This is a genomic window from Agrobacterium sp. 10MFCol1.1 (genome assembly GCF_000381165.1).
Classification (GTDB): domain Bacteria; phylum Pseudomonadota; class Alphaproteobacteria; order Rhizobiales; family Rhizobiaceae; genus Agrobacterium; species Agrobacterium tumefaciens.
Genome location: NZ_KB906073.1, coordinates 298637 through 325192 on the forward strand (window position 1 = coordinate 298637; position 26556 = coordinate 325192).

General features: G+C 59.9%; 24 protein-coding genes. 9 read left to right on the forward strand and 15 right to left on the reverse strand.

The window, feature by feature from the left end; genetic code table 11:
- Positions 1 to 188 precede the first annotated feature (188 nt).
- Positions 189 to 1514, forward strand: coding sequence for an FAD-binding oxidoreductase (locus tag F617_RS0106070; protein ID WP_019564745.1), 1326 nt, complete (start codon positions 189 to 191; stop codon positions 1512 to 1514).
- A gap of 87 nt (positions 1515 to 1601) precedes the next feature.
- Here the strand turns inward: F617_RS0106070 and F617_RS0106075 are convergent, their stop codons facing one another.
- From F617_RS0106075 to F617_RS0106110, 7 genes are all read right to left on the reverse strand, one after another.
- Positions 1602 to 2537, reverse strand: coding sequence for an ABC transporter substrate-binding protein (locus tag F617_RS0106075; protein ID WP_003511082.1), 936 nt, complete (start codon positions 2535 to 2537; stop codon positions 1602 to 1604).
- A gap of 133 nt (positions 2538 to 2670) precedes the next feature.
- Positions 2671 to 3609 (reverse strand): ABC transporter substrate-binding protein, encoded by a 939-nt coding sequence (locus tag F617_RS0106080; RefSeq protein ID WP_019564746.1) that lies wholly within the window; start codon positions 3607 to 3609, stop codon positions 2671 to 2673.
- 25 nt (positions 3610 to 3634) lie between these two features.
- Entirely contained in the window at positions 3635 to 5440 is a 1806-nt protein-coding gene (locus F617_RS29090) for an amino acid ABC transporter permease/ATP-binding protein (RefSeq protein ID WP_019564747.1), read from the reverse strand.
- Between the two features lie 13 nt (positions 5441 to 5453).
- Positions 5454 to 6011, reverse strand: coding sequence for a GNAT family N-acetyltransferase (locus tag F617_RS0106095; protein ID WP_019564748.1), 558 nt, complete (start codon positions 6009 to 6011; stop codon positions 5454 to 5456).
- A 23-nt stretch (positions 6012 to 6034) separates the two neighbouring features.
- On the reverse strand, positions 6035 to 7222 hold the full coding sequence (locus tag F617_RS0106100; RefSeq protein ID WP_013761660.1) for a M20 aminoacylase family protein: 1188 nt from the start codon (positions 7220 to 7222) through the stop codon (positions 6035 to 6037).
- 85 nt (positions 7223 to 7307) lie between these two features.
- A complete protein-coding gene (locus F617_RS0106105) occupies positions 7308 to 8648 on the reverse strand; it encodes an LLM class flavin-dependent oxidoreductase (RefSeq protein ID WP_019564749.1) in 1341 nt (446 codons plus the stop codon).
- A gap of 23 nt (positions 8649 to 8671) precedes the next feature.
- Complete coding sequence (locus F617_RS0106110; RefSeq protein ID WP_026330694.1) at positions 8672 to 9676, reverse strand: LLM class flavin-dependent oxidoreductase; 1005 nt, start codon at positions 9674 to 9676, stop codon at positions 8672 to 8674.
- A 304-nt stretch (positions 9677 to 9980) separates the two neighbouring features.
- On the opposite strand from F617_RS0106110, the gene F617_RS0106115 reads away from it, so the two are divergent.
- Positions 9981 to 10430, forward strand: a complete 450-nt coding sequence (locus tag F617_RS0106115) for an Rrf2 family transcriptional regulator (RefSeq protein ID WP_003511094.1) — start codon at positions 9981 to 9983, stop codon at positions 10428 to 10430.
- Positions 10431 to 10437: 7 nt separating this feature from the next.
- Here the strand turns inward: F617_RS0106115 and F617_RS0106120 are convergent, their stop codons facing one another.
- The 5 genes from F617_RS0106120 to F617_RS0106140 all read right to left on the reverse strand — a co-directional run bounded on the left by F617_RS0106120 (position 10438) and on the right by F617_RS0106140 (position 14548).
- Entirely contained in the window at positions 10438 to 11382 is a 945-nt protein-coding gene (locus F617_RS0106120; protein WP_019564752.1) for an acyl-CoA dehydrogenase family protein, read from the reverse strand.
- A 51-nt stretch (positions 11383 to 11433) separates the two neighbouring features.
- Positions 11434 to 11979, reverse strand: coding sequence for a flavin reductase family protein (locus F617_RS0106125; RefSeq protein ID WP_003511097.1), 546 nt, complete (start codon positions 11977 to 11979; stop codon positions 11434 to 11436).
- 195 nt (positions 11980 to 12174) lie between these two features.
- A complete protein-coding gene (gene ssuD / locus F617_RS0106130; protein WP_003511099.1) occupies positions 12175 to 13344 on the reverse strand; it encodes an FMNH2-dependent alkanesulfonate monooxygenase in 1170 nt (389 codons plus the stop codon).
- A gap of 171 nt (positions 13345 to 13515) precedes the next feature.
- Positions 13516 to 13713, reverse strand: a complete 198-nt coding sequence (locus F617_RS0106135) for a hypothetical protein (protein WP_019564753.1) — start codon at positions 13711 to 13713, stop codon at positions 13516 to 13518.
- A gap of 217 nt (positions 13714 to 13930) precedes the next feature.
- Positions 13931 to 14548 (reverse strand): alpha/beta hydrolase, encoded by a 618-nt coding sequence (locus tag F617_RS0106140; protein WP_013761667.1) that lies wholly within the window; start codon positions 14546 to 14548, stop codon positions 13931 to 13933.
- Between the two features lie 400 nt (positions 14549 to 14948).
- Between F617_RS0106140 and F617_RS0106145 the strand changes: the two genes are divergently transcribed.
- Positions 14949 to 16019, forward strand: a complete 1071-nt coding sequence (locus tag F617_RS0106145; RefSeq protein ID WP_026330695.1) for an LLM class flavin-dependent oxidoreductase — start codon at positions 14949 to 14951, stop codon at positions 16017 to 16019.
- A 57-nt stretch (positions 16020 to 16076) separates the two neighbouring features.
- Here the strand turns inward: F617_RS0106145 and F617_RS0106150 are convergent, their stop codons facing one another.
- The 3 genes from F617_RS0106150 to F617_RS0106160 form a co-directional block, all read right to left on the reverse strand.
- Positions 16077 to 17252, reverse strand: coding sequence for an acyl-CoA dehydrogenase family protein (locus F617_RS0106150; RefSeq protein WP_019564755.1), 1176 nt, complete (start codon positions 17250 to 17252; stop codon positions 16077 to 16079).
- On the reverse strand, positions 17249 to 18280 hold the full coding sequence (locus F617_RS0106155; protein ID WP_026330696.1) for an ABC transporter substrate-binding protein: 1032 nt from the start codon (positions 18278 to 18280) through the stop codon (positions 17249 to 17251). The genes F617_RS0106150 and F617_RS0106155 overlap by 4 nt, the downstream gene beginning before the upstream one ends.
- 112 nt (positions 18281 to 18392) lie before the next feature.
- Entirely contained in the window at positions 18393 to 20000 is a 1608-nt protein-coding gene (locus F617_RS0106160; protein ID WP_019564757.1) for an ABC transporter substrate-binding protein, read from the reverse strand.
- Between the two features lie 269 nt (positions 20001 to 20269).
- On the opposite strand from F617_RS0106160, the gene F617_RS0106165 reads away from it, so the two are divergent.
- The 6 genes from F617_RS0106165 to F617_RS0106190 all read left to right on the forward strand — a co-directional run bounded on the left by F617_RS0106165 (position 20270) and on the right by F617_RS0106190 (position 26541).
- The gene (locus F617_RS0106165) at positions 20270 to 21259 is read left to right on the forward strand and encodes an ABC transporter permease (RefSeq protein WP_026330697.1); all 990 of its coding nucleotides are present in this window, start codon (positions 20270 to 20272) and stop codon (positions 21257 to 21259) included.
- Complete coding sequence (locus F617_RS0106170) at positions 21256 to 22251, forward strand: ABC transporter permease (protein ID WP_019564759.1); 996 nt, start codon at positions 21256 to 21258, stop codon at positions 22249 to 22251. Before F617_RS0106165 ends, F617_RS0106170 begins: the two co-directional genes overlap by 4 nt.
- Positions 22248 to 23246 carry an ABC transporter ATP-binding protein gene (locus F617_RS0106175; RefSeq protein WP_019564760.1) on the forward strand — a complete coding sequence of 333 codons (999 nt, stop codon included), beginning with the start codon at positions 22248 to 22250 and terminating at the stop codon, positions 23244 to 23246. Before F617_RS0106170 ends, F617_RS0106175 begins: the two co-directional genes overlap by 4 nt.
- Positions 23224 to 24159 carry an ABC transporter ATP-binding protein gene (locus tag F617_RS0106180; protein ID WP_026330698.1) on the forward strand — a complete coding sequence of 312 codons (936 nt, stop codon included), beginning with the start codon at positions 23224 to 23226 and terminating at the stop codon, positions 24157 to 24159. Before F617_RS0106175 ends, F617_RS0106180 begins: the two co-directional genes overlap by 23 nt.
- Positions 24160 to 24177: 18 nt before the next feature.
- Positions 24178 to 25233, forward strand: coding sequence for an aldo/keto reductase (locus F617_RS0106185; RefSeq protein ID WP_003511118.1), 1056 nt, complete (start codon positions 24178 to 24180; stop codon positions 25231 to 25233).
- A gap of 69 nt (positions 25234 to 25302) precedes the next feature.
- The gene (locus tag F617_RS0106190) at positions 25303 to 26541 is read left to right on the forward strand and encodes an acyl-CoA dehydrogenase family protein (protein WP_019564762.1); all 1239 of its coding nucleotides are present in this window, start codon (positions 25303 to 25305) and stop codon (positions 26539 to 26541) included.
- Positions 26542 to 26556 lie beyond the last annotated feature (15 nt).

The window sequence follows — 26556 nt, forward strand, 5'->3', positions numbered from 1 at the left end:
AAATTCTGACGCGGCCATGGAAATCTTAACACAAGAGCGTGCCCTGTCGACGCGGGGATGTTTTTTTCATCCAGCATAAAGAGTTGCAGACATGGCTACGAACAGCAGGAGATTCCGGCAATCGGCGCAGTCTGGCAGCGTTTACCCGGCGACCAAGGTAAATTAAGACGAATACAAGGAGCCCCACCATGCCTGCGCCGCTGCAACAGATCACAACATCACCGGAACTGCCGAAATCGGCGGACGCCGTCATTATCGGCGGCGGTATCGTCGGCGTGTTCGCAGCCTATTACCTCGCCAGGCGTGGCCTGAAAGTGGCTCTTGTCGAAAAAGGTCTTGTTGGCGCGGAGCAATCCAGCCGCAACTGGGGTTGGTGCCGGCAGCAGAACCGCGACGCCCGCGAATTGCCGATTTCAACGCAGAGCCTGACGCTCTGGGAACGGTTTGCCGCAGAAAGCGGCGAAGACACCGGTTTCCGCCGCTGCGGATTGTTCTACCTGAGCGACAACGAAGCTGAAATTGCCGGCTGGGCGCGCTGGCGCGACTTTGCCATCACCGCAGGCGTGACGACGCATATGTTGAGCGCGGATGAGGCGAGCAACCGCGGACGCGCAACTGGAAAACGCTGGAAGGGCGGCGTCTTTTCGCCAACGGACGGCACCGCCGATCCCTCGATGGCGGCGCCGGCCGTCGCGCGTGCCCTCATGAAACTGGGCGGAACGGTGCACCAGAATTGCGCCGCGCGCGGTCTGGAGACGGAAGGTGGTCGCGTTAGCGCCGTCGTTACCGAAAAAGGCACGATCCGCACCAAAACCGCCATCATGTCCGGCGGCGCCTGGGCCTCGTCCTTCTGCCGCCAGCTCGGAATTCGTTTTCCGCAAGCCGCTGTCCGCTCCTCAATCCTGTCCGTCACAGCAGGTGCGGAAGGACTGCCGGATGCGCTGCATACAAAAGCCGTTTCTGTAACACGCCGGAGCAACGGCGGTTACACGCTCGCCATCAGCGGCCTCGGTCGCATCGACCCGACCGCGCAGCAGATGCGGTTTGCACGCGAATTCGTTCCGATGTTCCTCAAGCGCTGGCGCAGCCTGCGACCGGGTGGATTGGAAGGCGTTCGCGGTGGGCACGAAACGCTGAAACACTGGCGGCTCGATGCGCCGACGCCGATGGAGCGGGTTCGTATTCTCGATCCGAAACCGAATGCCGCCGCCATCCGTGAGACCCACAAAAGGGCGCTGGAACTTTTGCCTGCACTCCGCAAAACCCAGATATCCGCTGCCTGGGCCGGCTTCATCGACAGCACGCCGGATGGTGTGCCCGCCATCGGCGAGACCAGCGAATTGCCCGGCTTCATCCTCGCCGCCGGTTTCAGCGGCCACGGTTTCGGCATCGGCCCCGGCGCTGGCCACCTGATCGCCGATATCGTGACGGGTTCAACCCCGATCGTTGACCCCGCCCCGTATCATCCCAGCCGTTTCCTTGACTCGTCATGGGGCAAGGTCGCAGATTTCTGATTGTTCCGCGCAGGCCAACAGACGAATAAAACAGCACCCGCAGGCATGACCTGCGGGTGCTGCCGTCCACCGCATTTATTCGACCGGTCAGCTTTTCGGCAGGCCGGGTGGGTTGGTTCTCGATTCCGGCAAGGCCTCTTCCGAAAGCTGCCAGCGTTCCAGTATCTTCGCGTAAGCGCCGCTCTTGATCAGATCGTTGGTGGCGAGCGTCAGCGCATCGGCCAGTCCCGAACCCTTGCGGGTGGTGATGGCGACATCCGAACGTTCCGGCCAGCCGGCGGAGAGTGTTCCGACACGTTTGATGGTCTTGTCACGCGCGGCGATGAAGACCAGCTGCGCATGCGGCTGGACGATCACATCGGCCCGCCCGGCAGAAAGCGCGACAAGCCGGGTGGCCTCGTCGTCATAATATTGCAGCTCGAGCGGCTTTAAACCGGCGGCTACATTCTCGTCATTCCATTTCAGCAGAATACGCTCCTGATTGGTGCCAGCGCCGACGATGATCTTCAGGCCCGCCGCGTCCTTCGGCTCATTTATGGCGGTGATGCCGCTGTCGGACTTCACGAAAAAGCCGTGCAGGCCCTGACGGTAGGTGGAGAAGTCGAACTTCTCCTTGCGCTGCTCGGTCACCCCGACATTGGAAATGACAGCATCGTATTTGCCGGAGGCAAGCCCCAGCGGCCAGTCGGCCCAGGCGACAGCAACCAGCTCAAGCTCAAGGCCGAGACTATCAGCCACCGCAAGCGCATAGTCCGGATCGGCACCCACCACGGTCTTGGCGTCCGTCGCATAGGTCGCGAGCGGTGGTCCGCCAGGTGCAACCGCGACCGTGAGTTTGCCCGGGGTGATGAACTTGAAGTCTTTCGGGATGGCGGCAATCGCTGCGGGGTCTTTTTCTACCCTGATCCGGCCAGGCTGGTCTGGCGAAAGATCGAAGACATCAGTTGCGAAAGCCGACCCGAAAGCGGCGACAGAGAGAAAAACGCCGAACGTGACTGTGGCAAGACGAGAGGTGAGTGCCATTCTGGCTCCCCGATAAAATGAATTGCGGGACGGAGGTAGCGCGGACGGGAGGAGGCCCGCGCTACCGGCTGAGTGATGTCCCACCTTCAACTCAGCTTTGTGGAAACTCAGCTTTCTGGCAGCAAACCAGCACTCAGCTCTTGGGCAGACCGGGCGGATTGGTGCGGGATTCGGTGATGGCTTCCGAACCGAGGTTCCAGCGGGCGAGAACCTTGCCGTAATTGCCGTTCTTGATCTGGGCGTTCAGTGCCGCCGTGATGGCTGCGGCAATTCCGGCATCCTTTTTGGAGGCAACGGCGATTTCCGCCGCTTCCGGCCAGCCGCCGGAGAAGGTACCAACGAGCTTGGTCTTCTTCTGGCTTGCTGCCTGGAAGGCTGACGTCGCGTTGGGGCCGAGATAGGCGTCCGCGCGGCCGGATTGCAGGGCGACATCGAGCACGGCCTGATCGTCGTAATATTGCACATCGGTGTCGGCCAGACCCTTGGCCTTGTTGTCCTTGATCCATTTCAGCAGGATTTGCTCCTGATTGGTGGCAGCGCCGACGATAACCTTCAGCCCGGCCACATCCTCGGGCTTGCTGATGCTCGTCACCTTGCTGTTGCTGCCGACGTAAAAGCCGAGCAGGTCGTTGCGGTAGCTGGAGAAGTCGAACTTTTCCTTGCGGGCTTCCGTCACCGTGATGTTGGAGGTGACGGCATCATATTTGCCGGAGGTGAGACCCAGCGGCCAATCGGCCCAGGCGATGGGAACTAGCTGAAGTTCAAGGCCAAGGCTGTCAGCAACCAGCTGGGCGATATCCGGCTCCACGCCAATAGGCGTTTTCGTATCGCTGGCATAATCGACCAGCGGCAGCCGGAAAGGCACGGTCGCGACCGTCAACTTTCCATCCGCGACGAACTTGTGGCCAGCGGGCAGAAGCTTGATCGCTTCTTCCACCTTCTCGGCGCGCACTCGCCCCTTCTGCTCCGGCGACAGGTCGATTTCCTGCGCATGCGCAGCCGATATCAGCGCGGTGGTAGCGGTGAAAAGACCGCCTGCAAGGAACGACAATAATTTCGATGAAAAAGCCATGCGAGTGTTTCCTTTGTTGTTTTGATTAGAGAACTTTTGCGAGGAATTCGGCGGTGCGGGGATGTTCAGGGCTGTTGAACACCTGGTCCGGCGTGCCTGTTTCGATGATGCGGCCCTGTTCCATGAAGACGACCCTGTCGGAGACTTCACGGGCAAAACCGATTTCATGGGTAACGATGATGAGCGTGACGCCGGAGCGGGAAAGCTCCTTGATGACATCAAGCACTTCGTTGACGAGTTCAGGATCGAGCGCGGATGTCGGCTCATCGAACAGCAACACCTTCGGCCGCAACGCCAGCGCCCGGGCGATCGCCACGCGTTGCTGCTGACCGCCGGAAAGCTGACGGGGATAAGCGCCAGCTTTTTCGGCAAGGCCGACGCGAGCCAGAAGATCGCGCGCCTCGGCCTGCGCCTGCTCTTTCGATATGCCACGAACGGCGATGGGTGCTTCAATGATGTTTTCAAGCGCGGTCAGATGCGGGAACAGGTTGAAGCTCTGAAACACCATGCCCACTTCGGCGCGGCGCTTGAGGATTTCCCGTTCCTTCAGCTCATAAAGCGTATCGCCCTTTTGACGATAACCGACCAGTTCACCGTCTATGGCAATAAAACCGTCATCGACGCGCTCGAGATGGTTGATGGAGCGCAGCAATGTGGACTTGCCGGAGCCGGATTGGCCGAGAATGGTGGTGACACTGCCTGCCGGAATGGAAAGGCTGATATCATCAAGCACCTTCAGCGACCCGAAGGATTTCGAAACGCCATGAATATTGACCGACCCGCCACGATTTCCGAGCTGAAAGCTCACGGCACGGGCAGGCACCGAACGCTCGGGCCTTACGGCTGTCGTGGCCACCGTTTCCACGGCTTCAGGCAAGGGTTTGCGCGGCAGGAAGGTGCGGTAAATCGTGGCGAACAGTGACGGCGGCGGATTGCGCAGCGCACCGCGTGAAAAATGCCGCTCGATATGGTGCTGCACGATCGAAAGCGCCGTCAGTATCACCAGATACCAGACGGTCGCGACCATCAGCAGCGGGATCACTTCCAGATTGCGGCGATAGATGATCTGGATCGTGTAGAACAGCTCCGGCAGGGCAAGGATATAGACCTGCGAAGTCCCCTTGGCGAGGCCGATGATGTCGTTGAAGGCGGTGGGCAAGATGGAGCGCATCGCCTGCGGCAGAACAATGCGGGACGCCTGCCGCCGCCGGGGAAGGCCGAGTGCTGCGGCAGCCTCAAGCTGCCCCTGATCAACCGAGAGAATGCCGCCACGGACGATTTCGGATGCGAAGGCGGCCTGATTGAGCGTCAGCCCCAGAACGGCGGCCGCAAACGGCGTCATCAGCTGCGTGGTATTCCAGCTGAAGAAGTTGATGCCGGTGTAGGGCACACCGATCGTCACGGTCTCATAGAGATAACCTAGGTTGTTGAGGATCAGCAAAAGCACGATCAGCGGGATGGATCGAAAAATCCAGATATAGGTCCAGGATACGGCAACCAGCAGCGGCGAGCGTGAAACGCGGGCAAGCGCCAGCAGCGTTCCCAGTGCGAAGCCGAGCACCGCACCGAGCGCGGTCAGCAGCAGCGTCCGTCCTAAGCCGACCAACACCGGTTCAGCGAAAAACCATTCCGCAAAGACATCCCAGCCCCAGCGCGGATTGCCGAAAACGGAATGCAGAACGGCCGCAATGATGAGTACGGAGAAGACCGTTCCCACCGTCCGCAAGGGGTAGCGGGCCGGCACGATGCGGAAATGGGAATACCCACCCTTGATCGGTTCACCCTTCTGGTCGTTCAATGCAACATGCGGAAAATCAGAGGCTATCGTCATCTGAAAAAGCCTTTCACGGGTGGGCCGGGGAAGAATGCGGCCGGGCCGCCGGTATCGACGCGCTTTCCGCAACGGAGGCGGAGGCGCTATCGGCAAGCCATTTTTCGAAAGGCAGCGACCTGATCGTTTCAGGATCGGCCGACGTATCGAACAACGCGCGATAACCGTTGGTGAGATATAGGCCGACCGCTTCCGGCTGGCGGAAGCCCGTGGTCAGATAGACACGGGCGTAACCCTGCCGGATCGCCTGCCGCTCCAGCTCCTGAAGCACTAATTTGGCAAGCCCCTGCCGGCGGTGGGCGGAATGGGTCCAGACCCGCTTGAACTCGGCGGTTTCCTCGTCGTAGCGCATGAAGGCACCGCCGGCGATCGCCTTGCCGCCACGCAAGAGCAGCAGGAAATTGCCCGACGGCGGGCTGAAAGCCTCCGGCGGATATTTGTTAAGTTCCGCCTTGGCGCCTTCCGCGTTGAAATATGTGCCGTAGCGGATGTCATATTCGAACAGCAACTCCTCCAGAAGCGGGGTTGCGAGCGGATCCTTGACCGATGTGTAGAGAAAACTGTCGCTCATCTCATTGTCCTAAACTCGTTGCATCAGGAGAGGTATGCTTCGGCCAGACGCACCCAGAAGCGTGCCGCAGGCGCAATGATCGCATCGTTGAAATCGTAGTGAGGGCTGTGCAGTGGCGCGCTGTCGCCATTGCCGACAAAGAGATAGGAGCCCGGCCGCTCCAGAAGCATGAAGGCGAAATCCTCGCTCGCCGTTCGCGGCTGAAAGCCTTCTGCAACCTGTTCGGCTGGAAAATGCCGTTTGGCGACGTCGCGGGCAAAAGCCGTCTGCCTGATGTGATTGATGACGGGCGGGAAGCCACGGGAGTAGGTGACATCGGCGCTTGCGCCGAAGCTTTCCGCCTGTGCTTTGGCAAGGGCGGGAAGCCGCTCCTCCAGTCTGTCGCGCACGGCGGGCGAAAAGGCCCGCGCGGTAATCTGCAGTTCGACACTCTCGGGAATGACGTTGGAAGCAGTTCCGCCATGGATGGAGCCTACCGTCAGCACCGCCATGTCTCGCGGGTCGACATTGCGCGAGACGATGCTCTGCAAGGCGGTGACGAAGCTTGCCGAGGCAAGAACCGGGTCAACCGTTTCATGCGGCGCAGCCCCGTGTCCGCCCTTGCCGATGATCCGAACCTTCGCCTTGTCGACGGAGGCCATGGCAGGCCCTTCGACAAAGCCGAATTGTCCGGTTTCGACACCCGGCCAATTGTGCAGCCCGAACACGGCATCGACGGGAAACCGCTCGAAAAGCCTGTCCTTTATCATCGCTCTAGCACCCGCACCGATTTCCTCGGCGGGTTGGAAAATCAGCGTCAGCGTGCCGGAAAAACTCGATGTTTCAGCTAGATAACGGGCAGCGGCGAGCAGGATAGTCGTGTGACCGTCATGACCGCAGGCATGCATCACACCCTGTGTCTGACTGGCATAGGCAAGACCGGTTTCCTCAACGATGGGCAGGGCGTCGATATCGGCGCGGATACCCAGACGCTTGTCACCATGACCACGTTTCAAGGTGGCGACGACGCCATGGCCCCCGACACCCTCGGTCACCTCATATCCGAAGGAGAGGAGGTAACGGGCAACGAGAGCCGCCGTGCGCTTTTCCCCAAGCGAAAGCTCCGGATGTCGGTGAAGATCGTGCCGGATGGCGATGCTTTCCTCGATGAAGGCAAGGATTCCCCGTTCGGCGTCGTCCTGCGGACGCGCGCCGTCAATGCGGATATTCATGGTTCTGGTCTCCTGCGCTGCGCTTTACCCGCACAGCACCTTGAAATTCTCTCCGGGCGGCAATGGCTGTCGCCCGACCCCGCTTTTATGCGATCGCCTTGCTGGAACCGCTTTCAGCGTGGGAATAGATGCTGTCCTTGAAAGGCAGGCCGAGATGCTCACGCAGCGTTCTGCCTTCCAGATGCGGTTCGAAATATCCGCGCCGTTGCAGCACCGGTATGACGAGGCGGATGAAATCATCCAGCCCTTCGGCAATCACCGGGAAGCCCAGAATGAAACCGTCGGCCGCATCGTGCTCCACCCAGCGGATGATCTCGTCCGCCACCTTGTCCGGAGTTCCGATGAAACCTTCGCGCGGGGTCGCCGCCTCCAGTGCCGCTTCGCGCAACGTCTGGCTCTTTTCCTTCGCACGGCGCTTGATGCGGTCGGTCGTCGAACGGAAGCTGTTCTTGCCGATCTCGCCAAGTTCGGGGAAAGGCTCATCCAGCGGATAGACACTGAAGTCGTGGTGATCGAAGAAACGGCCGAGATAGGCGAGCGCATCCTCGATGGTGATGAGGTTGCGGATGATGTCGTATTTTGCTTCCGCCTCCTCCTGCGTCTCGCCCACAATCGGCCCGATGCCAGGGAAAATCTTCACGTCGGCTGCGGACCTGCCCTGCGCGACAGCACTCTGCTTCACGCGCTTGAGGAATGTCTGGTTTTCCTCGAGCGATGCGGAATTGGTAAAAACGGCGTCGGCATGTTTGCCCGCAAGCCCGATACCGGCATCCGAAGACCCCGCCTGAAAAATCACCGGCTGTCCCTGCGGCGAACGCTGGATGTTCAGCGGACCTTCCACCTGGAAGAAGCGACCCTTGTGGCCGAGCGTGTGGAGTTTTTGCCTGTCGAAGAACTGTCCCGTCTCGCGGTTACGCACGAAGGCATCGTCGTCCCAGCTGTCCCACAGGCCTTTGATCACCTCCAGATATTCATCGGCGATCTCGTAGCGCAGCGCATGTTCGGGATGGTTGCGGCTGTAGTTCTTCGCCGTACCTTCGAGTGGCGTCGTCACTGCATTCCAGCCGGCCCTGCCACCGCTCAGAAGATCGAGCGAGGCGAACTGGCGCGCGATGGTAAAGGGCTCGCTGTAGGAGGTCGAAACCGTGCCGGCAAGACCGATCTTCGAGGTGACGGAGGCCAGCGCCGAAAGGATGGTCAAAGGCTCGAACCGGTTGAGGAAATGCGGAATGGACTTGTCGTTGATGTAAAGCCCGTCGGCAACGAAGGCGAAGGCGATGCCGGCGGCTTCTGCCTTCAGCGCGTTCTTCCTGAAGAAATCGAAGTTGACGCTGGCATCAACAGGGCTTTTCGGGTGCCGCCAGGCGTTCATGTGCCCGCCGGGGCCCTGGAGCATGATGCCGAAACGGATTGTCTTTTTCGTCATGTCATTTCCTCCTGAGGACAAGTTCACGCGGCCCTGGAAAAGCGGTGTGTGGCCAGCAATTCGATCGAGGCGAGCCTCTGATCGGCCCCCACATGCGGCGGCTCCACGATGAATTCCTCGATACCGTGCTCATCGGAAAGCGCGCGCAGCGCCTTGTGAATATCGTCCGGCCCGCCATGCAGGACGTTGGGCTTACGCTCCTCGATGCGATAATCGGTATCGCCGGACTGGCGGGCGAATTCTTCCGCCTGTTCACGGCGGCCAAGGTTGAACGCCTTGCCGTCGCTGAGGAACACCCGGTAGATGCGCTGACCTTCCACCTGCCGCGCCGCATGGTCGGGATCACTGGCGGCAAAGACGGAGAGGGCAAGGATCGGCGCCCTTCCGCCGCTCTCCTCACGGAAAGCCGACAGGCTGCTGCGAAGAACCTCCGGATCACCATTGAGGTGGCCGGCAAAGACGAAATTCCATCCTTTGGAAGCTGCAAGCCTTGCGCTTTCCGGGCTGGCACCGAGCAGAAACCGTTCCACCGCAACCGGCGGCACCGGTGTTGCCTGCAACCCGGCCTGCGCATGCCCCTTCGGCGCGGCACCGGAGAGAAATGTGGTAAGCTCACCAAAAGCCGTTTCGAAATCCGGCTTGCGAGCGGGATCATAGGCCTGCTGTAGGGCAGACGTCGCAAGCGGCAGCCCGCCCGGTGTCTTGCCGACGCCGAGATCGACCCGACCGGGGGCGAGCGACGACAACACGTTGAAAACCTCGGCGACCTTGTAAGGGCTGTAATGCTGCAGCATCACGCCGCCCGAGCCGACGCGGATACGAGAGGTCTTCGCCAAAATCCATGCAACCAGCGCTTCCGGCGCGGAACCGGCAAGCTCCGGCGAATTGTGATGTTCTGCCACCCAGAATCGGCGATAGCCCAGTTCTTCGGCGCGTTTGGCGAGATTGATCGTGTCGCGGAACGCGCTTGCCGCGTTCTCACCCGTTGGAACAGGGCTCTTGTCCAGCAAACTGAGAGTATACATCATCACCTCGCATGTCTTTTGATGCATACTTTGTCTACTGATTTTATATAGTAATAAAGGACGTTCGTTCCACGTTGCGACGCGATCAGAGAAAATATTGTTTCCCGCTATGGTTTCGGCAGGCGTCTTTGGCAAAGCAATCCGAAACGATGAGGAAACAGGGCGAAAAACGATGGTGTAAAGCCGCTTTGTGCATCGAGCCGGGACGAAACGGACTTGCGCGGGAATTCGGTAAAAACTACTTAGTAAGTTGAGAACACCATAACCCGGCACTCAGAAGGTGCTGGCCCTCTTTGCGGATCATGCGATGTTGACCAAAAAAGGCAAATACGGACTGAAGGCTCTTGTCGATCTGGCGCGGTTGCCCCAGGGCGAGACCGCCTTTGTGACCGAGATTGCAACCCGCAACAATATTCCGAAAAAATTTCTGGATACTATTCTTCTGGAACTGCGCAACAGCGGCATTCTGCGTTCAAAGAAGGGACCGAATGGCGGTTATTCGTTGTCGAAAATGCCATCGGAAATCATGATCGGGCAGGTCATCCGAACGCTGGACGGGCCCTTGGCCCCCATCCGCTGTGCCAGCCGCACCGCCTTTGAAGCCTGCGACGACTGCGACGATCCCGAGACCTGTCAGGTCAGGGTTTCGATGACGGACGTGCGGGACGCCATCGCAACAATCCTGGACAATATGACGCTCGCACAATTCGTGGCAAAAGGCGGACAAGACGCGCAATTTATTCCGGCAGGCGAATAAGCGCCGTTTACTGCCGGCGCAGATCGTCTCCCAGGGTCGCAATCAGCCCGGATTCGCTTGCACCATCGATAAGGCCGAGACGGGCCATTAGAATTTCCAGCGTGATGGCATTGTTGCGGACAGAGCGAAAGGTCACGCTTTCCGCCCCCACCTGCGCCGCATCAATATTGGCCGCGAGGCGGGAAATCTGTGCCTTCAGCAATTCGATTGCGAGAAATATTTCGCCGATAAGGGGGCGCGCATCACCTTCCTCGGCCAATCTGTCAATCAGCAATGCTGAAAGCTCACGCTGTTTCTCACCCAGAGCCACGGCGGCCTTCAGAAGGGTGAAAACGGAGGCTGCCAGATTTCCAGCGCCCTGGGCAAGAAACGCGACCTGATCGGCGCGCAGCAGGCCGTCCCATGATGTATCCGGGCGATTGCGAAGAACAACGAGTACGGCCTGCCCTGCCGTATTGACTGCCGGGACAACGATCCAGTCTGCATCTGAGGTAACAGATCGGGCAATGTCATCGGGCAGCCGCAAGCCATAGTCGTCGCCAGTCAACAGAACCGCCTGATCCACGCCGGCGTCAGATGAGGCAAGCGCAAAAGTCTCACCAAGATCGAGGCGGGCGAAGAGGGTTTTGCGCTGCTCTTCGCTACCGGCGTTCCTGATGAATTCGAGCGCCGTGAAGTGTTCGGCAAGCGCATGCGCCGCCTCCGCATCAGCCGCGGAAATAATCGAGAGAGCTTGCGAGAGAACGTCGTTTGTGATGTCCGCCCCGCCCAGATCGTTTGGAACGGAGAGGGCGAGAAGGCCGGAACGGGCAATCCGCGCGTGGATTTGTGCGGCACTTTCCACCGCGCATTTTTCGGCAATCGTCCGGGCAACGTTCAGTACATCCCCATCCGCGCCGAGACGCGGGGACACGAAACGAATTCTTTCGCCGAGCGGCGTGACAGATCCCATGCTCAACTCCCTCAAAGAATGACCCAGTGAAAGCGCCGGAAAGGCCGGAGCTCAGTCCAGCGAATGATAACGGCCGTTTTGATAGACCAGCGAGTGACCCGACCCGATGCGGATCGCCTCCACCTTACCGATGATGATGACGTGGCTGTGGCGCTCGATCGCCTCCTCGATGGTGCAATCGATCGCGGCAACGGCGTCCTCGAGGATGGGCGCGCCGCTCGCCAGACGGGTCCATTCCGCGCCGCGATAACGGTCCACACCTTTCAGACCGCCAACACCGGCAAACTGGTTGGCAATGAACTGATGGTTCGGGCCGATAATATTCACCGCCAGATGGCCGAAGCGCTGCACCACAGGCCATGTGGAGGAGGAGCGGTTGAGCGCAACCAGAATTCTTGGAGGATCGACCGACAGGGCGGTGGCGGATGTTACCGTAGCACCCGTGCGCGCATCACCCTCGCCCGCCGTAATGACGCTGACACCGCCGCCCAGCGTCCTGAGCGCCGCCTTAAGGCTATCGGCATCCGGCGCCTTGCCAGAGACGGGATCGCGGAGATTGATGAATTGTTGATCCTTGGCCGCATATTGCAATGTCATCGATCGCTCCTGAAAACAGCTTGTTGCTCAATAGTTAGCAGCGGCGGCGGGGCGTGAAATAGACATCGTTTTCCATAATACTTATATTCTATGGAAATAATGTTTTATATGCCGCTCTCCCGTGAACGCTCCGCCGAATGACGCCCATAGGAAAGGCTAACCGGAAGACAGGGCCGCCTGCCTTCCGGCGATTGATCACGAGCCGGATACCAGCTTGACGTTACCGCCGTGGCCGCCGCCGCCGAAAACCTGTTTCGTGCCGAAAGACGAACGGATCTGATTACGTGGCCCATCAAGCCCGATTTCCGGAAACAGCAATTCGGATAGACGGTAGGCTTCCTCCAAATGCGGATAGCCCGATGCGATGACGGTATCGATGCCCAGCGCCTGATACTCCCGCAGCCGCGCCGCAACTGTCTTCGGCGAACCCACCAGCGCGGTGCCGGCGCCGGAGCGGACAAGACCGATTCCCGCCCACAAGTTCGGAGAGACTTCAAGCTGGTCACGCCGGCCATTATGCAGCGCCCGCATCCTTGCCTGACCGACCGAATCCGACGCCTTTAAGAAGGCCTCCTGAGCGGAAGCGATGGTTTCGTCGGAAAGCTTGGAAATCAGTTTGTCCGCATCGGCCCAGGCCTCCTCATCGGTTTCGCGCACGATGAAATGCAGGCGAATGCCGAATGTTACTTCTCGCCCCTTTTTCGCTGCGGCGGCGCGAACCTTGGCGATTTTTTCTGCCACCTGTGCCGGCGGCTCACCCCAGGTCAGATATTTGTCGGTGATACCGGCCGAGAACTCGATCCCGGCATCGGAGGAGCCGCCGAAATAAAGCGGCGGACGCGGTTCCTGCACCGGTGGCAGGCCGAGCCTGGCACCCTGTGCCTTGATATATTTGCCGTCGAGATCTCCCTTGCCAGTTTCGATCAACGAATTGAACACCTGGAAGAACTCGTCAGCGTGGTCGTAACGCTCGTCGTGCGGCAGGAAGATGCCATCACCAGCCAGCTCCTGCGCGCTGCCGCCAACGACGATGTTGAGAAGCAGCCGACCATGGGAAACACGGTCCAGCGTGGAGGCCAGCCGCGCATAATAGGCCGGCGAGGCAACGCCCGGACGGATGGCGACGAGGAATTTCAGTTTCTCGGTATAGGCGGCGAGATTGGCCGCGAGGATGAAGGATTCCTCGCAGGCGACGCCGGTGGGAATAAGCACCCCGGAATAACCGAGCCGATCCGCAGCCTGCGCTATTTCCCGGAAATAGCCGGGATCGGCGGGACGTGACAGATCGTCGGAGCCAAGATAGCTGCCGTCGCCTGAGGTGGGTATGAACCACAGAAAATCGAGTGGTTTGTCAGCTGTACTCATCGACAGGTCCTTTGCAATCCGCCCATCGGGCAATTCGGCTTGGTACTAAAAGGGTAGCCAATTCCCCGCCGCGTTTAAGAAATTTTGTTCCAATTTCCGTGCCGCAAGGAGAGTTTATCTCCGCTGGGAAATAGGTCTGGGAAGCGAAAACAAACCTTTCGCCTCCCTGTGTCAGAGGACCGGATAAAGTCCGAGCATCGCGAAATTCATTTCGTAAATCTCTTCCCGCTCAAGGTCGAGATCGCTCTTTTCCCGCTTGATACGACCGGAATGATCCAGCGGCTGGAGCCTGCCCTCATCATCCCCTCGCGGCCTACGCCTGGCCAGACCGAACAGATCGACAGTAAACGCATGAAGTCCCTGCGGCATGTGCGCCTCCTTTGGTCAATTCGCTCTATCCTCCGGCGAGCGCCCAGATTGGTCAATATTTTCCATAAAATTACTATTCTATAATTGGCGGATTGCCGGCAAACGTGGACTAAGGTTGCGGCAGCGGGAAAAATTCCGTTTCGAACCGCCAATAAAGGGGTCATCGCAATGGCGTCGACGCGATGGCCGCTCAAAGCACGGACTTGGGACGAAAAGACTATAGAGCGCCGGCATCACCCTGCAGCAGCGCACCGTGCAGAACGGGTGATCCGCGCTTCCTCGATCTGCTGGCCTTGATTTCGGACGCCGCTTTCAGGCGTGCGAAAAGAGCATAGCCCTCGGACCACCGGCCGAAACCGGCGGCAATATTGATGTGTCCAACGGAGCCGAGATTGACGATATCGCTTCCCCAGTCAGCAGCGGTGCGGGCTAACTCGTCCGGATTCATATAGGGGTCGTTCATGCTACCTACGACGAGACTGGGGAAGGCGAGCGGCGACCGAGGAAATGCGCCGAAGCGGACGATGCATGGATGCATTGCCTCCACTCTGTCGAGATGGGCGGGCGCCACCAGAAGCGCACCCCTGATTTTGCTGGCCACGGGTCGTGTCGCCATATTGGCGACAAGCAGGCAACCCAGGCTGTGGGCGACAATATAGGCGCTTTCGGTTGCGGCGAGCGCCGCTTCCAGACGCTCAAGCCAGTCTTCAAGAACCGGGCATTCCCAATTCTGCTGATCGACCAGCTGCGCCTCCGAATCTTCCAGCAGCCAGTGCCGCTGCCAATGCCCCTCATCCGAACCGTTGAGGCCGGGGACAATCAAGGTGGTACACATGCCTACTCCGTGGTTTGCGGGCGGGGTGTGCCAAGAATGGTGAATTTCGCAATTTTAGTCGACTATTGCCTTGCTCAGCTTTTCCGAACTCGAGAAAAATCGATCCATACAATTCCGTTCTGGCAAAAAATACGTCCTCGGCAGCGGGCCTCAAAACTGCGCATGTGGAATCATTGCCTAAAATATTTTCCATAGAAAATATGTTCTAATTGAGCAAAAGACGCGGAAAGCTTTTCCTCTGCCGCATCCGAAAAGAAACGCCGCTGCTTGGCCGTGCCGCCGCCGGTTTGTCATTCTCGCACTATCGGAGACCTCAACCTCCCGAACCCCAAAATGGCAGATGCCGAGCCTCGGCAGGGCCATTCCACCGCGAAATAAAGCGAAAATTCAGGCGGATAATGTGAGCAGCACGAGCGAATTTCTCTGGTACATACCCAATGACGTAAAACCCGGACATCGGGGCGACGCCGTCAGCGAAAACCACAACAGCCTCGATACTTTAACTACCCATGCCAGGGCGCTGGAAAACCATGGCTGGAAGGGCGCGTTGATCGGCACCGGCTGGGGGCGTCCGGATACCTTTACGGTTGCGGCGTCGCTTACCGCGCGTACCACCACTTTCGAGCCACTGATCGCTATCCGCCCCGGCTACTGGAAGCCGGCCAATCTCGCATCGGCCGCCGCCACGCTCGATCAGCTTTCTGGTGGCCGGGTACGAATCAATGTCGTTTCCGGCCGGGACGAGCTTGCGGCCTATGGCGACGAAGAAGGCGATCAGGCGCAGCGTTACGCGCGCACGAAGGAGTTCATGCGGCTGGTGCGGCGGCTCTGGACTGAGGAAAACGTCACTTTCGATGGCGACCATTTCCGGGTCAGGAACTCCACCGTTTCGCCGCGCACCACTGAACGTGCCGGCCGGCCACATCCCAAACTTTATTTCGGCGGCGCGTCCGAGGCCGCCGAACAGGTTGCCGCAACTGAAGCCGATGTCCAGCTCTTCTGGGGCGAACCGCTCGCCGGCGTGCGCGAAAGGATCGAACGTCTCAGACATTTCAGTGAGACCCTCGGCCGTGACCTGCCGCCGCTGCAATTCGGTCTGCGGATCACCACGCTGGTGCGCGAAACCACGGCTGAGGCTTGGCGCGATGCGGAAGCAAAGGTGGCGGAGATGGCTGCGAACAATGGCGTGCGCTGGAACGATCATCTGCAAGGTGTCGCGGTCGGCCAGCGCCGCCTGCTGGATCTGCACACGCAGAGCGATGTGCTGGACGACAATCTTTATACCGCACCCGGCAAATTTGGCGGAGGCGGTGCCGCAACGACATGGCTCGTCGGTTCGGCGGAAGACGTCGCCGCGTCGCTGCGCAAATACCGCTCGCTTGGCATCACCCATTTCGTGCTTTCCGACACGCCCTATCTTCAGGAAATTGAACGGCAGGGCGACAAGCTGTTACCGCTACTGCGGGACTGATGCGAGCGGCGTCAACATGGGCGGCCTGCCGAACAAAGCCGCCCATGTCTTCTACGGTCAGCCGCCAACAGCCTTGATGCTCTGACGGCCGAGGATAGTTCGGATCATGTGGCTTTGCGGCGCATGCGCCCTTGCCGTTATGGCGTCGCGGTGATGCCGCTCGAGATCATAGTCGCGGCGAAGGCCGCGATTGCCGCCGAGCTCCAGCGCCAAATCCGTCACCGCCACCGCATTGTCGATCACCACATGACGAACGGCGAGCGCATCCGTGCCTACCCTCTCACCCGCATCGACATCACGCGCGACGGAGCGGAGCAGACGCCTGTTGGCCACAAGAAGCACCTCGATCTCGCCCAGACCTTCCTGAATACGCGGAATGGATGACAGCGGCGCGCCGAGGCTTGCCGGAACATGGCCTGTCAGATGGCGCAAGAGGGCGTCACGCGCCGAAAGCGCGACACCATGATAGACGGAGGCCAGCAGCACGAAGAAATTGTAACCGTCCGCCTCATCCCGCCGCAACGGCTCGTCCGCCGGCTGTTCGGCAACGATATCGGCGAGCGGCACCCTCACATTCTCAAGCAGGAGATCGTCGCTGGCGGTGGCATACATTCCGGTCGCTTCCCATGCCTTTTCCCGGCCGATGCCCGGCGCATCGAGCGGGACCAGAAGCTGGATCAGGCGCGGCACCTCTTCCGTCGTGACGGCAAGTACAATCGCCCATTTCAGACCCGGCAGGCCGGTGACGAAGCTCTTGCGGCCATTGACCACCCAGAAATCGCCCTCGATCCGCGCCGTCGTTTCCGGCAGGCCGCCATGGGCCGGGGAACCGATCCCCGGCTCTGCCTGCGCATTGTTCAGAAGCGCCCGCTCCCTGTTATTGGCTGCCAGCACTTTTGCCGCGAGATCTGCCGGCCACCTGCCGCGCCGGATGGCAGCATGAACGCTGTAATGCATGGCAAGGATGAGGGCGGTTGACGGATCACCCTTGGCAATGGCGGCGATGACGGCATGCGCGGTTTCCATGCCCTCCCCCCAGCCACCGTCCTTTTCAGCCGTCACGAGACCAAGCAGGCCAGACTTGAAAAGCGCCTCGAAATTACCGGCGGCGAATTCACCGCTTTTGTCATACTCCGCCGCAGTCAGGCTGAAATCTTCGGCGAGCGCGGTTGCGATGGCGACGGGATTCAAGTGCTGCTCCGGGCTCGGAACGGCGGATAAAGCGCCGCTCATGCCACCGCCCTTTCACTGGCCGTGACAAAACGGTCATCGATCCACGCAGCGAGATCGAAGTCGTTTTCAAGGAAACCCCATTGATGCAGGAAATCCTTGTAATGGCCGACGGCGGCGACGAGGTCTGCATCAAGGCCAAGACCTAGATGGCGGTGGACATCCGGGCCGTTGGCGGCCAGAACCTGCTCTTCGGTCGCACCCGCCTCGCGCGCGATAAAACGGCGGGTCTCTTCCGGATGCTGCTCCGCCCAGAGCGAGGCTTTGGCAATGGCGGCAACCAGCCGCTCCACCAGATCGGGGCGCTCATCGGCAAGTCGTCCGTCAACTGTCAGCACGCGGGGAGAGCCGGAGTTGATGCGTATCTTCGGGTCGGGGTGAAAACCGAATTCCGCCACCTGCACGGCGCCGATCAGGTTCGCGGCGGCGATACCGGCAGTACCCTTGACGAAAATCGCATCGACCTCACCCCGCAACAGCGCGATGATCTCCTCACCGAACGATTGTCGCCGCTTCAGGCCGAAAAGGGATGGTCCCTCCTGTGTCGCCAGCACGGAATCCTTGATCACGATATCCTTCAGCTCGATATCCTCGACCCTCAGCCCCTCCAGCGAAAGCGCCGAAACGATGCCCTTCAATGCTGTCGCTCGCATGAAATCGACAATGCCATCAGGTCTGCGCGGCACACCGAAACGGCGGCCGACGAGATCGGCAAACGAGCGGATACCGTTTTCCGGAAGGGTGATGATCGCCTGGAACTCATCGGTCCAGGTAATGCCGATAAGACGCGTATCGCGCCCTTCCGAGCGGGCGCGGATAGGGGGCACATTACCGCCGTGGCGGAAGGACCATTCCAGCGTGTGGTTGAAATGGCTCTGCCGCACGGAGCGATCCGGTGAATCGATGATGGATTTCAGCGATATCCCTACATCCTCGAAGGTCTGCGCGAGATAACCGAGCTGCGCCGCAAGCCCCACGGGCGTGGGCACCGGGCAACGTGTGTACCAGATTTCAGAAAGTGTCGTGCTCATGGCTTTGGCCTCGATGAAAACGATGACACCAGAAAGAGATGCTGCGGTGCCCGTCGACGAAAGGGAGATGTCCCTGCCCGCCGCAAACGGTGGGCAGGGTCTGGCGAGACGATCAGGATGCCGCAATATGCGCGAAGGCCAGGCTGCCCGCGACGCCTTCTGCACCGATCGTGTGATCGGCAATGCGCTTGTTGAAGATGGTGATTTCAGGTGCCGCAACGATATCGATGGCAGGAACGTCATCGACGAGGATCTGCTGTATTTCCTTCCATTGCGCGACGCGCTTGTCCGGATCGATCTCAACAGCGGCAGCTTCCAGCAGCGCATCCACCTTGGGGTTGCTGTAGGCGGCGCCATTTGAGAAGGGCACACCCTTCTTGAAGTTCTTGGACCAGTAGAGCCGCTGCACACCGACTGTCGGGTCGAAGAGATTGCTCATGCCCTCATAGGCAAAGTCGAAATCACGATCCGTGTAGATGCGCTTCGTGTAGGTGGCGAAATCCTGCGTCCGCACCGTCACATCCACGCCGACCTTTGCCAGTGCCTGGCGAATGTAATCTGCGCCGCGCGGATAGGCTTCGGTGCTCGGCACATAGTCCAGATTGAGCTTGAAACGGATGCCATCCGCGCCGCGCTTGTATCCCGCCTCGTCCAGCAGCGCTTCGGCCGCCTTCAGATCGATCGGATAGGTCTTCAGATCCTCGACAAACCATTTCGTCAGCTTCGGATTGATCGGGCCGGTGATTGTCGCGCCATAGCCATAATTGACCGTGTTGAAAATGACTTTGCGGTCGATCACATGCGCGAAGGCACGGCGGACGCGTACGTCCTTGAACACATCCTTTTCGAGGTTGAACTCAACGCGGCTGATAGAATTGGTATATTGATAGCCATTGGTCTCGAAGCCGAGGCTCGGTAGTTCCTTCAGGCGGTCGAGATCGCTATAGGCGACCGGGGTGCTCGGAGCGAGATCGATCTCACCGGTTTCGATTGCGATGGCACGGGCCGACGCATCTGGAATGAAGCGAACGATAAGCTTGTCGAGATAGGGGCGCGGCGCATCCCAGTAATCGGCATTGCGCTCAAAAACGATATGGCTGCCGCGCACCCATTCCTTGAACTTGAACGGGCCGGTGCCGATGGGTGCGAGATTGACCGGATTTTCGGTCACTTTCGTACCCTCATAAAGATGTTTCGGCACGATGGGCGTTTCGGCGGCGGCAAGCGCCGTAATCAGATAGGGCGCAGGTTTGGAAAGAACCAGAACCGCCGTTAGCTCGTCCGGCGTCTCGACAGCAGTGAGGTTCAGGAATGTATTGCGACCGCGCGGATGCACTTCCTTGATGGTGTTGATGGAGAACGCCACATCGGCAGATGTGAAAGGCTTGCCGTCATGCCATTTTACACCGGGTCTCAGATTGAAGGTGTAACGCAGGCCATCGCCGCTGACATCCCATGATTTGGCCAGGAGCGGCTTGGGATTGAGGTCGAAATCATAGGTCAGCAGCCCTTCCGTGACCTTGGGCGATATGTAGACGGAATTATAGGCCGTGTGCGCGATCGTCGTCAGAACCGGCGGCTCCGATGAGATGAGCAAAGTGGCCGTTCCGCCGCTTGCCGGCTCTGCTGCGTTGAGCTTCAGCCCCGGCAACGACACCACGCCAAGCGCCACCGACGCCAGCAGAAATCCGCGGCGCGTCGTCTGGTTGAAAACAGTCATGCGATACCTCTCCTTAATTGAACCGGCGAAAAACCGGCAAAACTGAACGGCCGCGCTTGGGAAGAAGTTTGTTCCGCAGACGAGAGTGAGATTGGCATGAAGCACCAACCATTCTCATAAATAGGAATTATCTTTTCTTTATGGCGCATTTTTCCGTAAATTTCAGAAAATAATTCTATTACTCTTTGACAAATTCCATAAAATTAGTCAACTAATACCAACGCCTTTACGGGCCGATTTCATGTTTTCAAGCGAATGGACTGGAGCCGATGTCGAATTCGAAACGGATTTTATCGCAGGCAAGGCGGGTGGCCATTCAGGCCGTCCCGACGGTTCTCGGTATCGTCATCCTGAACTTCTTCCTGCTGCAGCTAGCGCCTGGTGATGCGGCTGACGTGCTGGCCGCGGAAGCGGGTTCGGCGACCGTCGAGACCATGGCCGAAATTCGCTCACGCTTCGGGCTCGACCTGCCGGTCGTCCATCAGCTCATGAACTATCTCGGCAATCTGGCCCAGTTCAGCCTCGGCTTTTCACCCCGCTACGGCATGCCGGTCGCCGATCTTATCGGCCAGCGATTGCCCGGCACGCTGGCGCTGATGGGAGCAGCACTTGGCATTGCGATTTTCGTCGGCGTTTTCCTCGGCTCCATCATGGCGCTCTTTTCCGGCAAGCTGCCGGACCGGATCATTTCGATTGGCTCGCTAATCTTTTATTCTGTGCCGGGCTTCTGGATCGGCCTGATGCTTATCCTCACCTTCTCGGTCAAGCTCGGCTGGCTTCCGTCTGGCGGCGACAGCACCATCGGCAGCAGCCTCACCGGCCTCGACGCTTTTCTGGACAGGCTGCGCTATATCGTTCTCCCCGCCCTTTCGCTGGCGCTTTATTTTCTGGCGATTTATGCCCGCCTCACGCGCGCGGCGATGCTGGAAGTCAAATCCCAAGACTATGTGCGCACGGCACGGGCAAAAGGCGTTTCACCCTTCCGGCTCACCACACGCCATATTCTGCGCAACGCGCTCATCCCGATCACCACCATGGCCGGCATGCATATTGGCGGCCTGCTGGGCGGTGCGGTCGTGGTCGAGACCGTCTTCAGCTGGCCAGGCCTTGGCCGTCTTGCTTTCGAGGCCGTCATGGCCCGCGATTTCAGCGTGCTACTCGGCATTCTGCTTCTCTCTTCCCTTGTCGTCATCATTGTCAATGCCGCCGTGGACCTGTTGCAGGCATGGCTCGACCCCCGCATCGGAGAAAGCCGATGAATTCCTCCCAGACATCAGCAGTTCTCGACGCGGCCGAACTCAGTGCCGAAGAGAGCAATCCCAAACCTAAAAAAACTGAAGAAAAGGTCTGGCCCTATATCCATGCGCCGGACGCGCTTTCAGCCCGCTCCGTCTCCGTGCCGCGGCGCGGCTTGCGGCGGGAACTGAAGATTTTCCTGACCAATCCCAACGCCATCGTTGGGCTGCTGTTTCTTGCCACCGTCCTCATCGCCGCTGTCACGGCCCCGCTGATCTATCCGGGCGATCCGCTGGAAATGGTTGCCCGCCCCTTCCTCTGGCCCGGCCAGAATCCAGCCTATCCGCTCGGCACCGATTCCATGGGTCGTGATGTGCTAGCAGGCATCGTGCATGGCGCACGCATCTCGCTCACCGTCGGTGTCGTCGCCACCCTGATCGGGCTGACGATCGGCATAACAATAGGTGCTTTCGCCGGTTATTTCGGTGGCGTCATCGACGATATTCTCGTGAAGATCATCGAAATCTTCCAGACATTGCCGAACTTCGTGCTGCTGGTGGTGCTCGTCGCCATTGCCCAGCCTTCGGTCACCACGGTAACCTCGGCAATCGGCATCATTACCTGGCCACTTGTTGCGCGCCTGACCCGCGCCGAATTCCGCGCCATCCGCGAGAAGGACTATGTGCTTGCCGCACGAAGCCTCGGTTATGGCCATGCGCGTATCGTGTTTCAGGAAATTCTGCCCAACGCCCTGCCGCCGATCATCGTCACCTCCTCCGTCATGGTGGCGGGTGCGATTCTCATGGAAGCAGCCCTTTCCTTCATGGGACTTGGCGACCCCAACCGTGTTTCCTGGGGTTCGATGATCGGGTCGGGACGCGATGTCATCCGCACCGCCTGGTATCTGACCGCCCTTCCCGGCCTCGCCATCGTCTTCACCGTCATTTCGCTGAACCTCATCAGCGACGGTCTCAACGATGCGCTCAACCCCCGTTTTTCGGAGGAACGCCGATGAGCAAACTTATCGAAGTCCACGATCTTTCCGTCAGCTTCGGCTCAGCCCAACCGGTCAAGGGCGTCAGCTTCGATGTGGAGTCCGGCGAAATGCTGGCAATCGTCGGCGAAAGCGGCTCGGGAAAATCGCTGACTGCGCTCGGCCTGATCGGCCTGTTGCCGTCGCATGCAAAAACCGGCGGGCGTGTTCTGCTCGAAGGCCGCGATCTCCTACCGCTTTCCGAGCGGCAGTGGCGCGGCATTCGCGGCCGCGATATCGGCATGATCTTTCAGGAACCGATGACGTCGCTGAACCCCGTCCTGACGGTGGGCGAACAGATCATCGAGGTGCTGCGCATCCATGAAAGGATCGACAGGCACCAGGCGCGCAAACGCGCCATCGAGCTTCTGGACCTCGTCAATATTCCCGACGCCCAGCGCCGCGTGGACGATTATCCACACCAGCTTTCCGGCGGCATGCGCCAGCGCGTCATGATCGCCATCGGCGTTGCCTGCAATCCCAAACTACTGATCGCCGACGAGGCGACGACCGCGCTCGACGTGACGATACAGGCGCAGATCCTGCAGCTGCTCGACAATCTGCGCCGCGATCTCAATATGGCCGTCATCCTCATCACCCACGATCTTGGCATTGTGGCGCAATGGGCCGATCGGGTCATGGTCATGTATGCCGGCCGCAAGGTGGAAGAAGGATTGCCTGAACCGGTTTTCTCCAATCCTTACCACCCCTATACGCGCGGCCTGCTGGCTGCCTCTCCGCGCGCCGAAGACGGCCAGCATTATCGCGACGGGCCACTCATCGAAATTCCGGGTTCAATCGTTTCCGCCACGGGGGAGCGCGGCTGCGCCTTCCGGCCACGCTGTCCGAGCGCCCGCGGTTTCTGCGGGCAGTTCGTACCGCCGCTGAGGCTCGTTTCGGAAGGCCGCTACGCCGCCTGCCCCTTCGTATCCCCCACATCCCAAGAGGTATCCGATGACGCTCTTGTCAGTGCATAGTCTTTCCACCCACTATTCGGGAGGACGCGGAACAGTCCGCGCCGTCGACGATGTGTCGCTCGACATCGAGGCGGGCGAGACCGTGGCGCTGGTGGGTGAATCAGGCTGCGGCAAATCCTCGCTCGGCAAGTCGCTCATGCGGCTGGTGGAGCCCACTTCCGGCAGGATCACCTTCAAGGGCGCCGATGTCACGGCGATGTCGTCGTCGCAGCTGCGCGGCATCCGCCGCCGCATCCAGATGATCTTTCAGGACCCATTCGCGTCGCTCAATCCACGCCAGACGGTGCGAACCATCCTTACCGGGCCGTTGAAGGTGCACGGCATTGGCGACAGGGCGCAACAGCGGGAGATCGTCGAGGCGATCGTCGCGCAGGTGGGTCTGCCGCCTGATGCACTCGACCGCTATCCGCACGAGTTTTCCGGCGGCCAGCGCCAGCGCATCGGCATTGCCCGGGCGCTCGTTCTCGAGTCGGAACTGGTCGTCTGCGACGAGCCTGTCTCGGCGCTCGATCTTTCCATCCAGGCACAGATCCTCAACCTTCTGGTGGAGATGAAGAAACGGCTTTCGTTGTCCTATCTCTTCGTATCCCACGACCTTTCGGTCGTACGCTATTTTTCCGATCGCGTTCTCGTCATGTATCTCGGCAAGATCGTGGAAAGCGCGCCGACCGCGGAGCTTTGGGCCTCGCCGAAACACCCCTATACCCGTGCGCTTCTCGCAGCCGTTCCCGATCCCGCGCGCCGCAAGCAGGCAGCGCCCATTTCCGGCGACCTGCCGAGCCCCCACAACCCGCCATCCGGCTGCCGGTTTCACACCCGCTGCCCGCTCGCCACCGATCTCTGTCGCGAAAAAGCGCCGGATTACACCCTTTTCGGCAAGAACCACGCCGTGGCTTGCCACCATGCCCAATAAACTGAAGGAGCAACCATAATGGTCGACTATCGCTATCTCGGACGCAGCGCGCTGAAAGTTTCACCGCTGAGCCTCGGCACGATGATGTTCGGAGGCCCGACGCCGGATGACGTGGCCTTCCGCATCATCGACAAGGCACGCGAGCAGGGCATCAACTTCATCGACACTGCCGATGTCTATCACGACGGCAAGTCGGAAGAAGTCGTTGGTCGCGGTATCAAGGCCAGTCGCGATCACTGGGTTCTGGCAACGAAATTCGTCAATTCCCACACCAAGGGTCCGAACCTTGGCGGCCATTCGCGCAAATGGGTGATCGAGACCGTCGAGAATTCGCTTCGCCGTCTCAACACCGACTACATCGATATCCTCTATTTCCACCGCGCCGTCTTCGACGCGCCGCTGGAAGAGCCGGTACGCGCCATTGCCGATCTCATCCGTGCGGGCAAGCTGCGCTATTTCGGCGTTTCCAACTTCCGGGGCTGGCGCATCGCCGAAATTTCGCATTTGGCCGATCAGCTCGGCATCGACCGGCCTATCGCCAGCCAGCCGCTCTACAACATCGTCAACCGCACGGCCGAAGCCGAGCAGCTGCCTGCGGCACATAATTACGGGCTGGGCGTCGTTTCCTATTCGCCGCTGGCACGTGGCGTGCTGACCGGCAAATATCAGCCGGGTGAGCAGCCGGGCGCAGATACCCGTGTCGGCCGTGGCGACAAGCGGGTTCTGGAAACCGAATGGCGCCCCGAGTCGGTCGAAATCGCCCAGAAGGTTGCGGCGCACGCCGCATCAAAGGGTGTTTCGGCAGCGGATTTTGCGCTCGCCTGGGTGCTGAACAACAAGTTCGTCACCGCCGCGATCACCGGCCCGCGCACTGAAGACCATTGGGACGGTTACGTCCGCGCCCTCGATGTGAAGATCGATGCGGAAGACGAGGCGCTGGTCGACAGCCTTGTGACGACAGGCCATCCCTCGACACCCGGCTTCAACGATCCGAGCCATCCCGTCGAAGGCCGCGTGCCGCGCAATATCGAACCGGCTCCCCGCCCGGTCGTCAAGCCGCGCGCGGTCGCCTGATCGTCCAGAAGAAAATGCCTGCGGCGCGACCGTGCCGCAGGTCATCACATCCGCTCAGGGAAATCCGCAATGTCCAATCCTAAAATACAGACCGCAACCACCGATAATTCCAGCGTGCCGAGCCGAGACGACATTCTGGCCCGCGCCAGGGACATTGCGGCTGTTGCCGCCAAGGATGCCGCTCGCCGTGAGCGTCAGCGGGAACTTCCCTTCGAAATCTTCGGCCTGATCAAAGAAGCCAGGATCGGCACGCTGCGCATCCCCGAGGCCAAAGGCGGGCCGGGAGGCTCGATTGCGGACTATATAGAAGTCCTGATGATCCTCGGGGAAGCCGACAGCAATATTCCGCACGCACTCCGCAGCCATTTCAATTTCACAGAAAACCTCGCTCTCACACCGATCGAGCTCGAGGATCGGCGGCACCTCGAAAATGTCCTCACCGGCAAGCTCTTTGCGGGCGCCAGCACGGAACAGGGCACCAAACGTCCCGGCGAAATCACCACGCGCCTCAGCGCCGATGGCGACCGTTATCGTCTGAACGGCCGCAAATGGTATGCGACCGGCACCGCCTTCGCAGATTTCGGCACCTTTAGCGCTGTCGGCGACGACGAACAGCCGATCGGCGTCCTCATTCCGCTTGATCGGCCCGGGATCACCATCCTCGACGACTGGGACAGCATGGGCCAGCGCATGACGGCAAGCGGCGGCGTTTTGCTTGAAAATGTCGAGGTGCTCCCGCATGAACTGACGACCCGCAAGCTCGGCAGCCAGATCGGGCGCCACAGCTCGGCCATGCGACAGTTGCATCTCGCTGCCTCTGCCGCCGGTGCCGTTCAGGGCGCACTCAACGACGGCATCGACTATGTTCTGCGCCAGGCGCGCACCACGCTCCACAGCAGCGCCGAAACCGCCAATCAGGACCCCTTTGTGCAGAAGATGCTCGGCGAGATCAGCGCCGGTGCCTTCGCCGTCAAGACGCTGATCCGCGAGGCGGCAAGAACGCTCGACAGGACCGCCGCCGCCTTTTCCAGCGGCGACGAAGAGGCGATAGAAGCGGCTTTGCTGGAAGGTTCTCTCGCCACCGCCCGTACCCAGATCATCGCATCGCAGCTTTCACTAACGGTCGCCACCAACCTTTACGAACTCGGCGGCGGATCGGCGACGTCCAGCGAGCGGAATTTCGACCGCCACTGGCGCAACATCCGCACGGTCTACAACCACAATCCGCTTGCCCACAAGGCGCGTGTCATCGGCGACTATTATCTCAACGGCACCACGACGCACCTCAGGGAAGGCCGGGTATTCTAGCGATGAAGGGAAAAC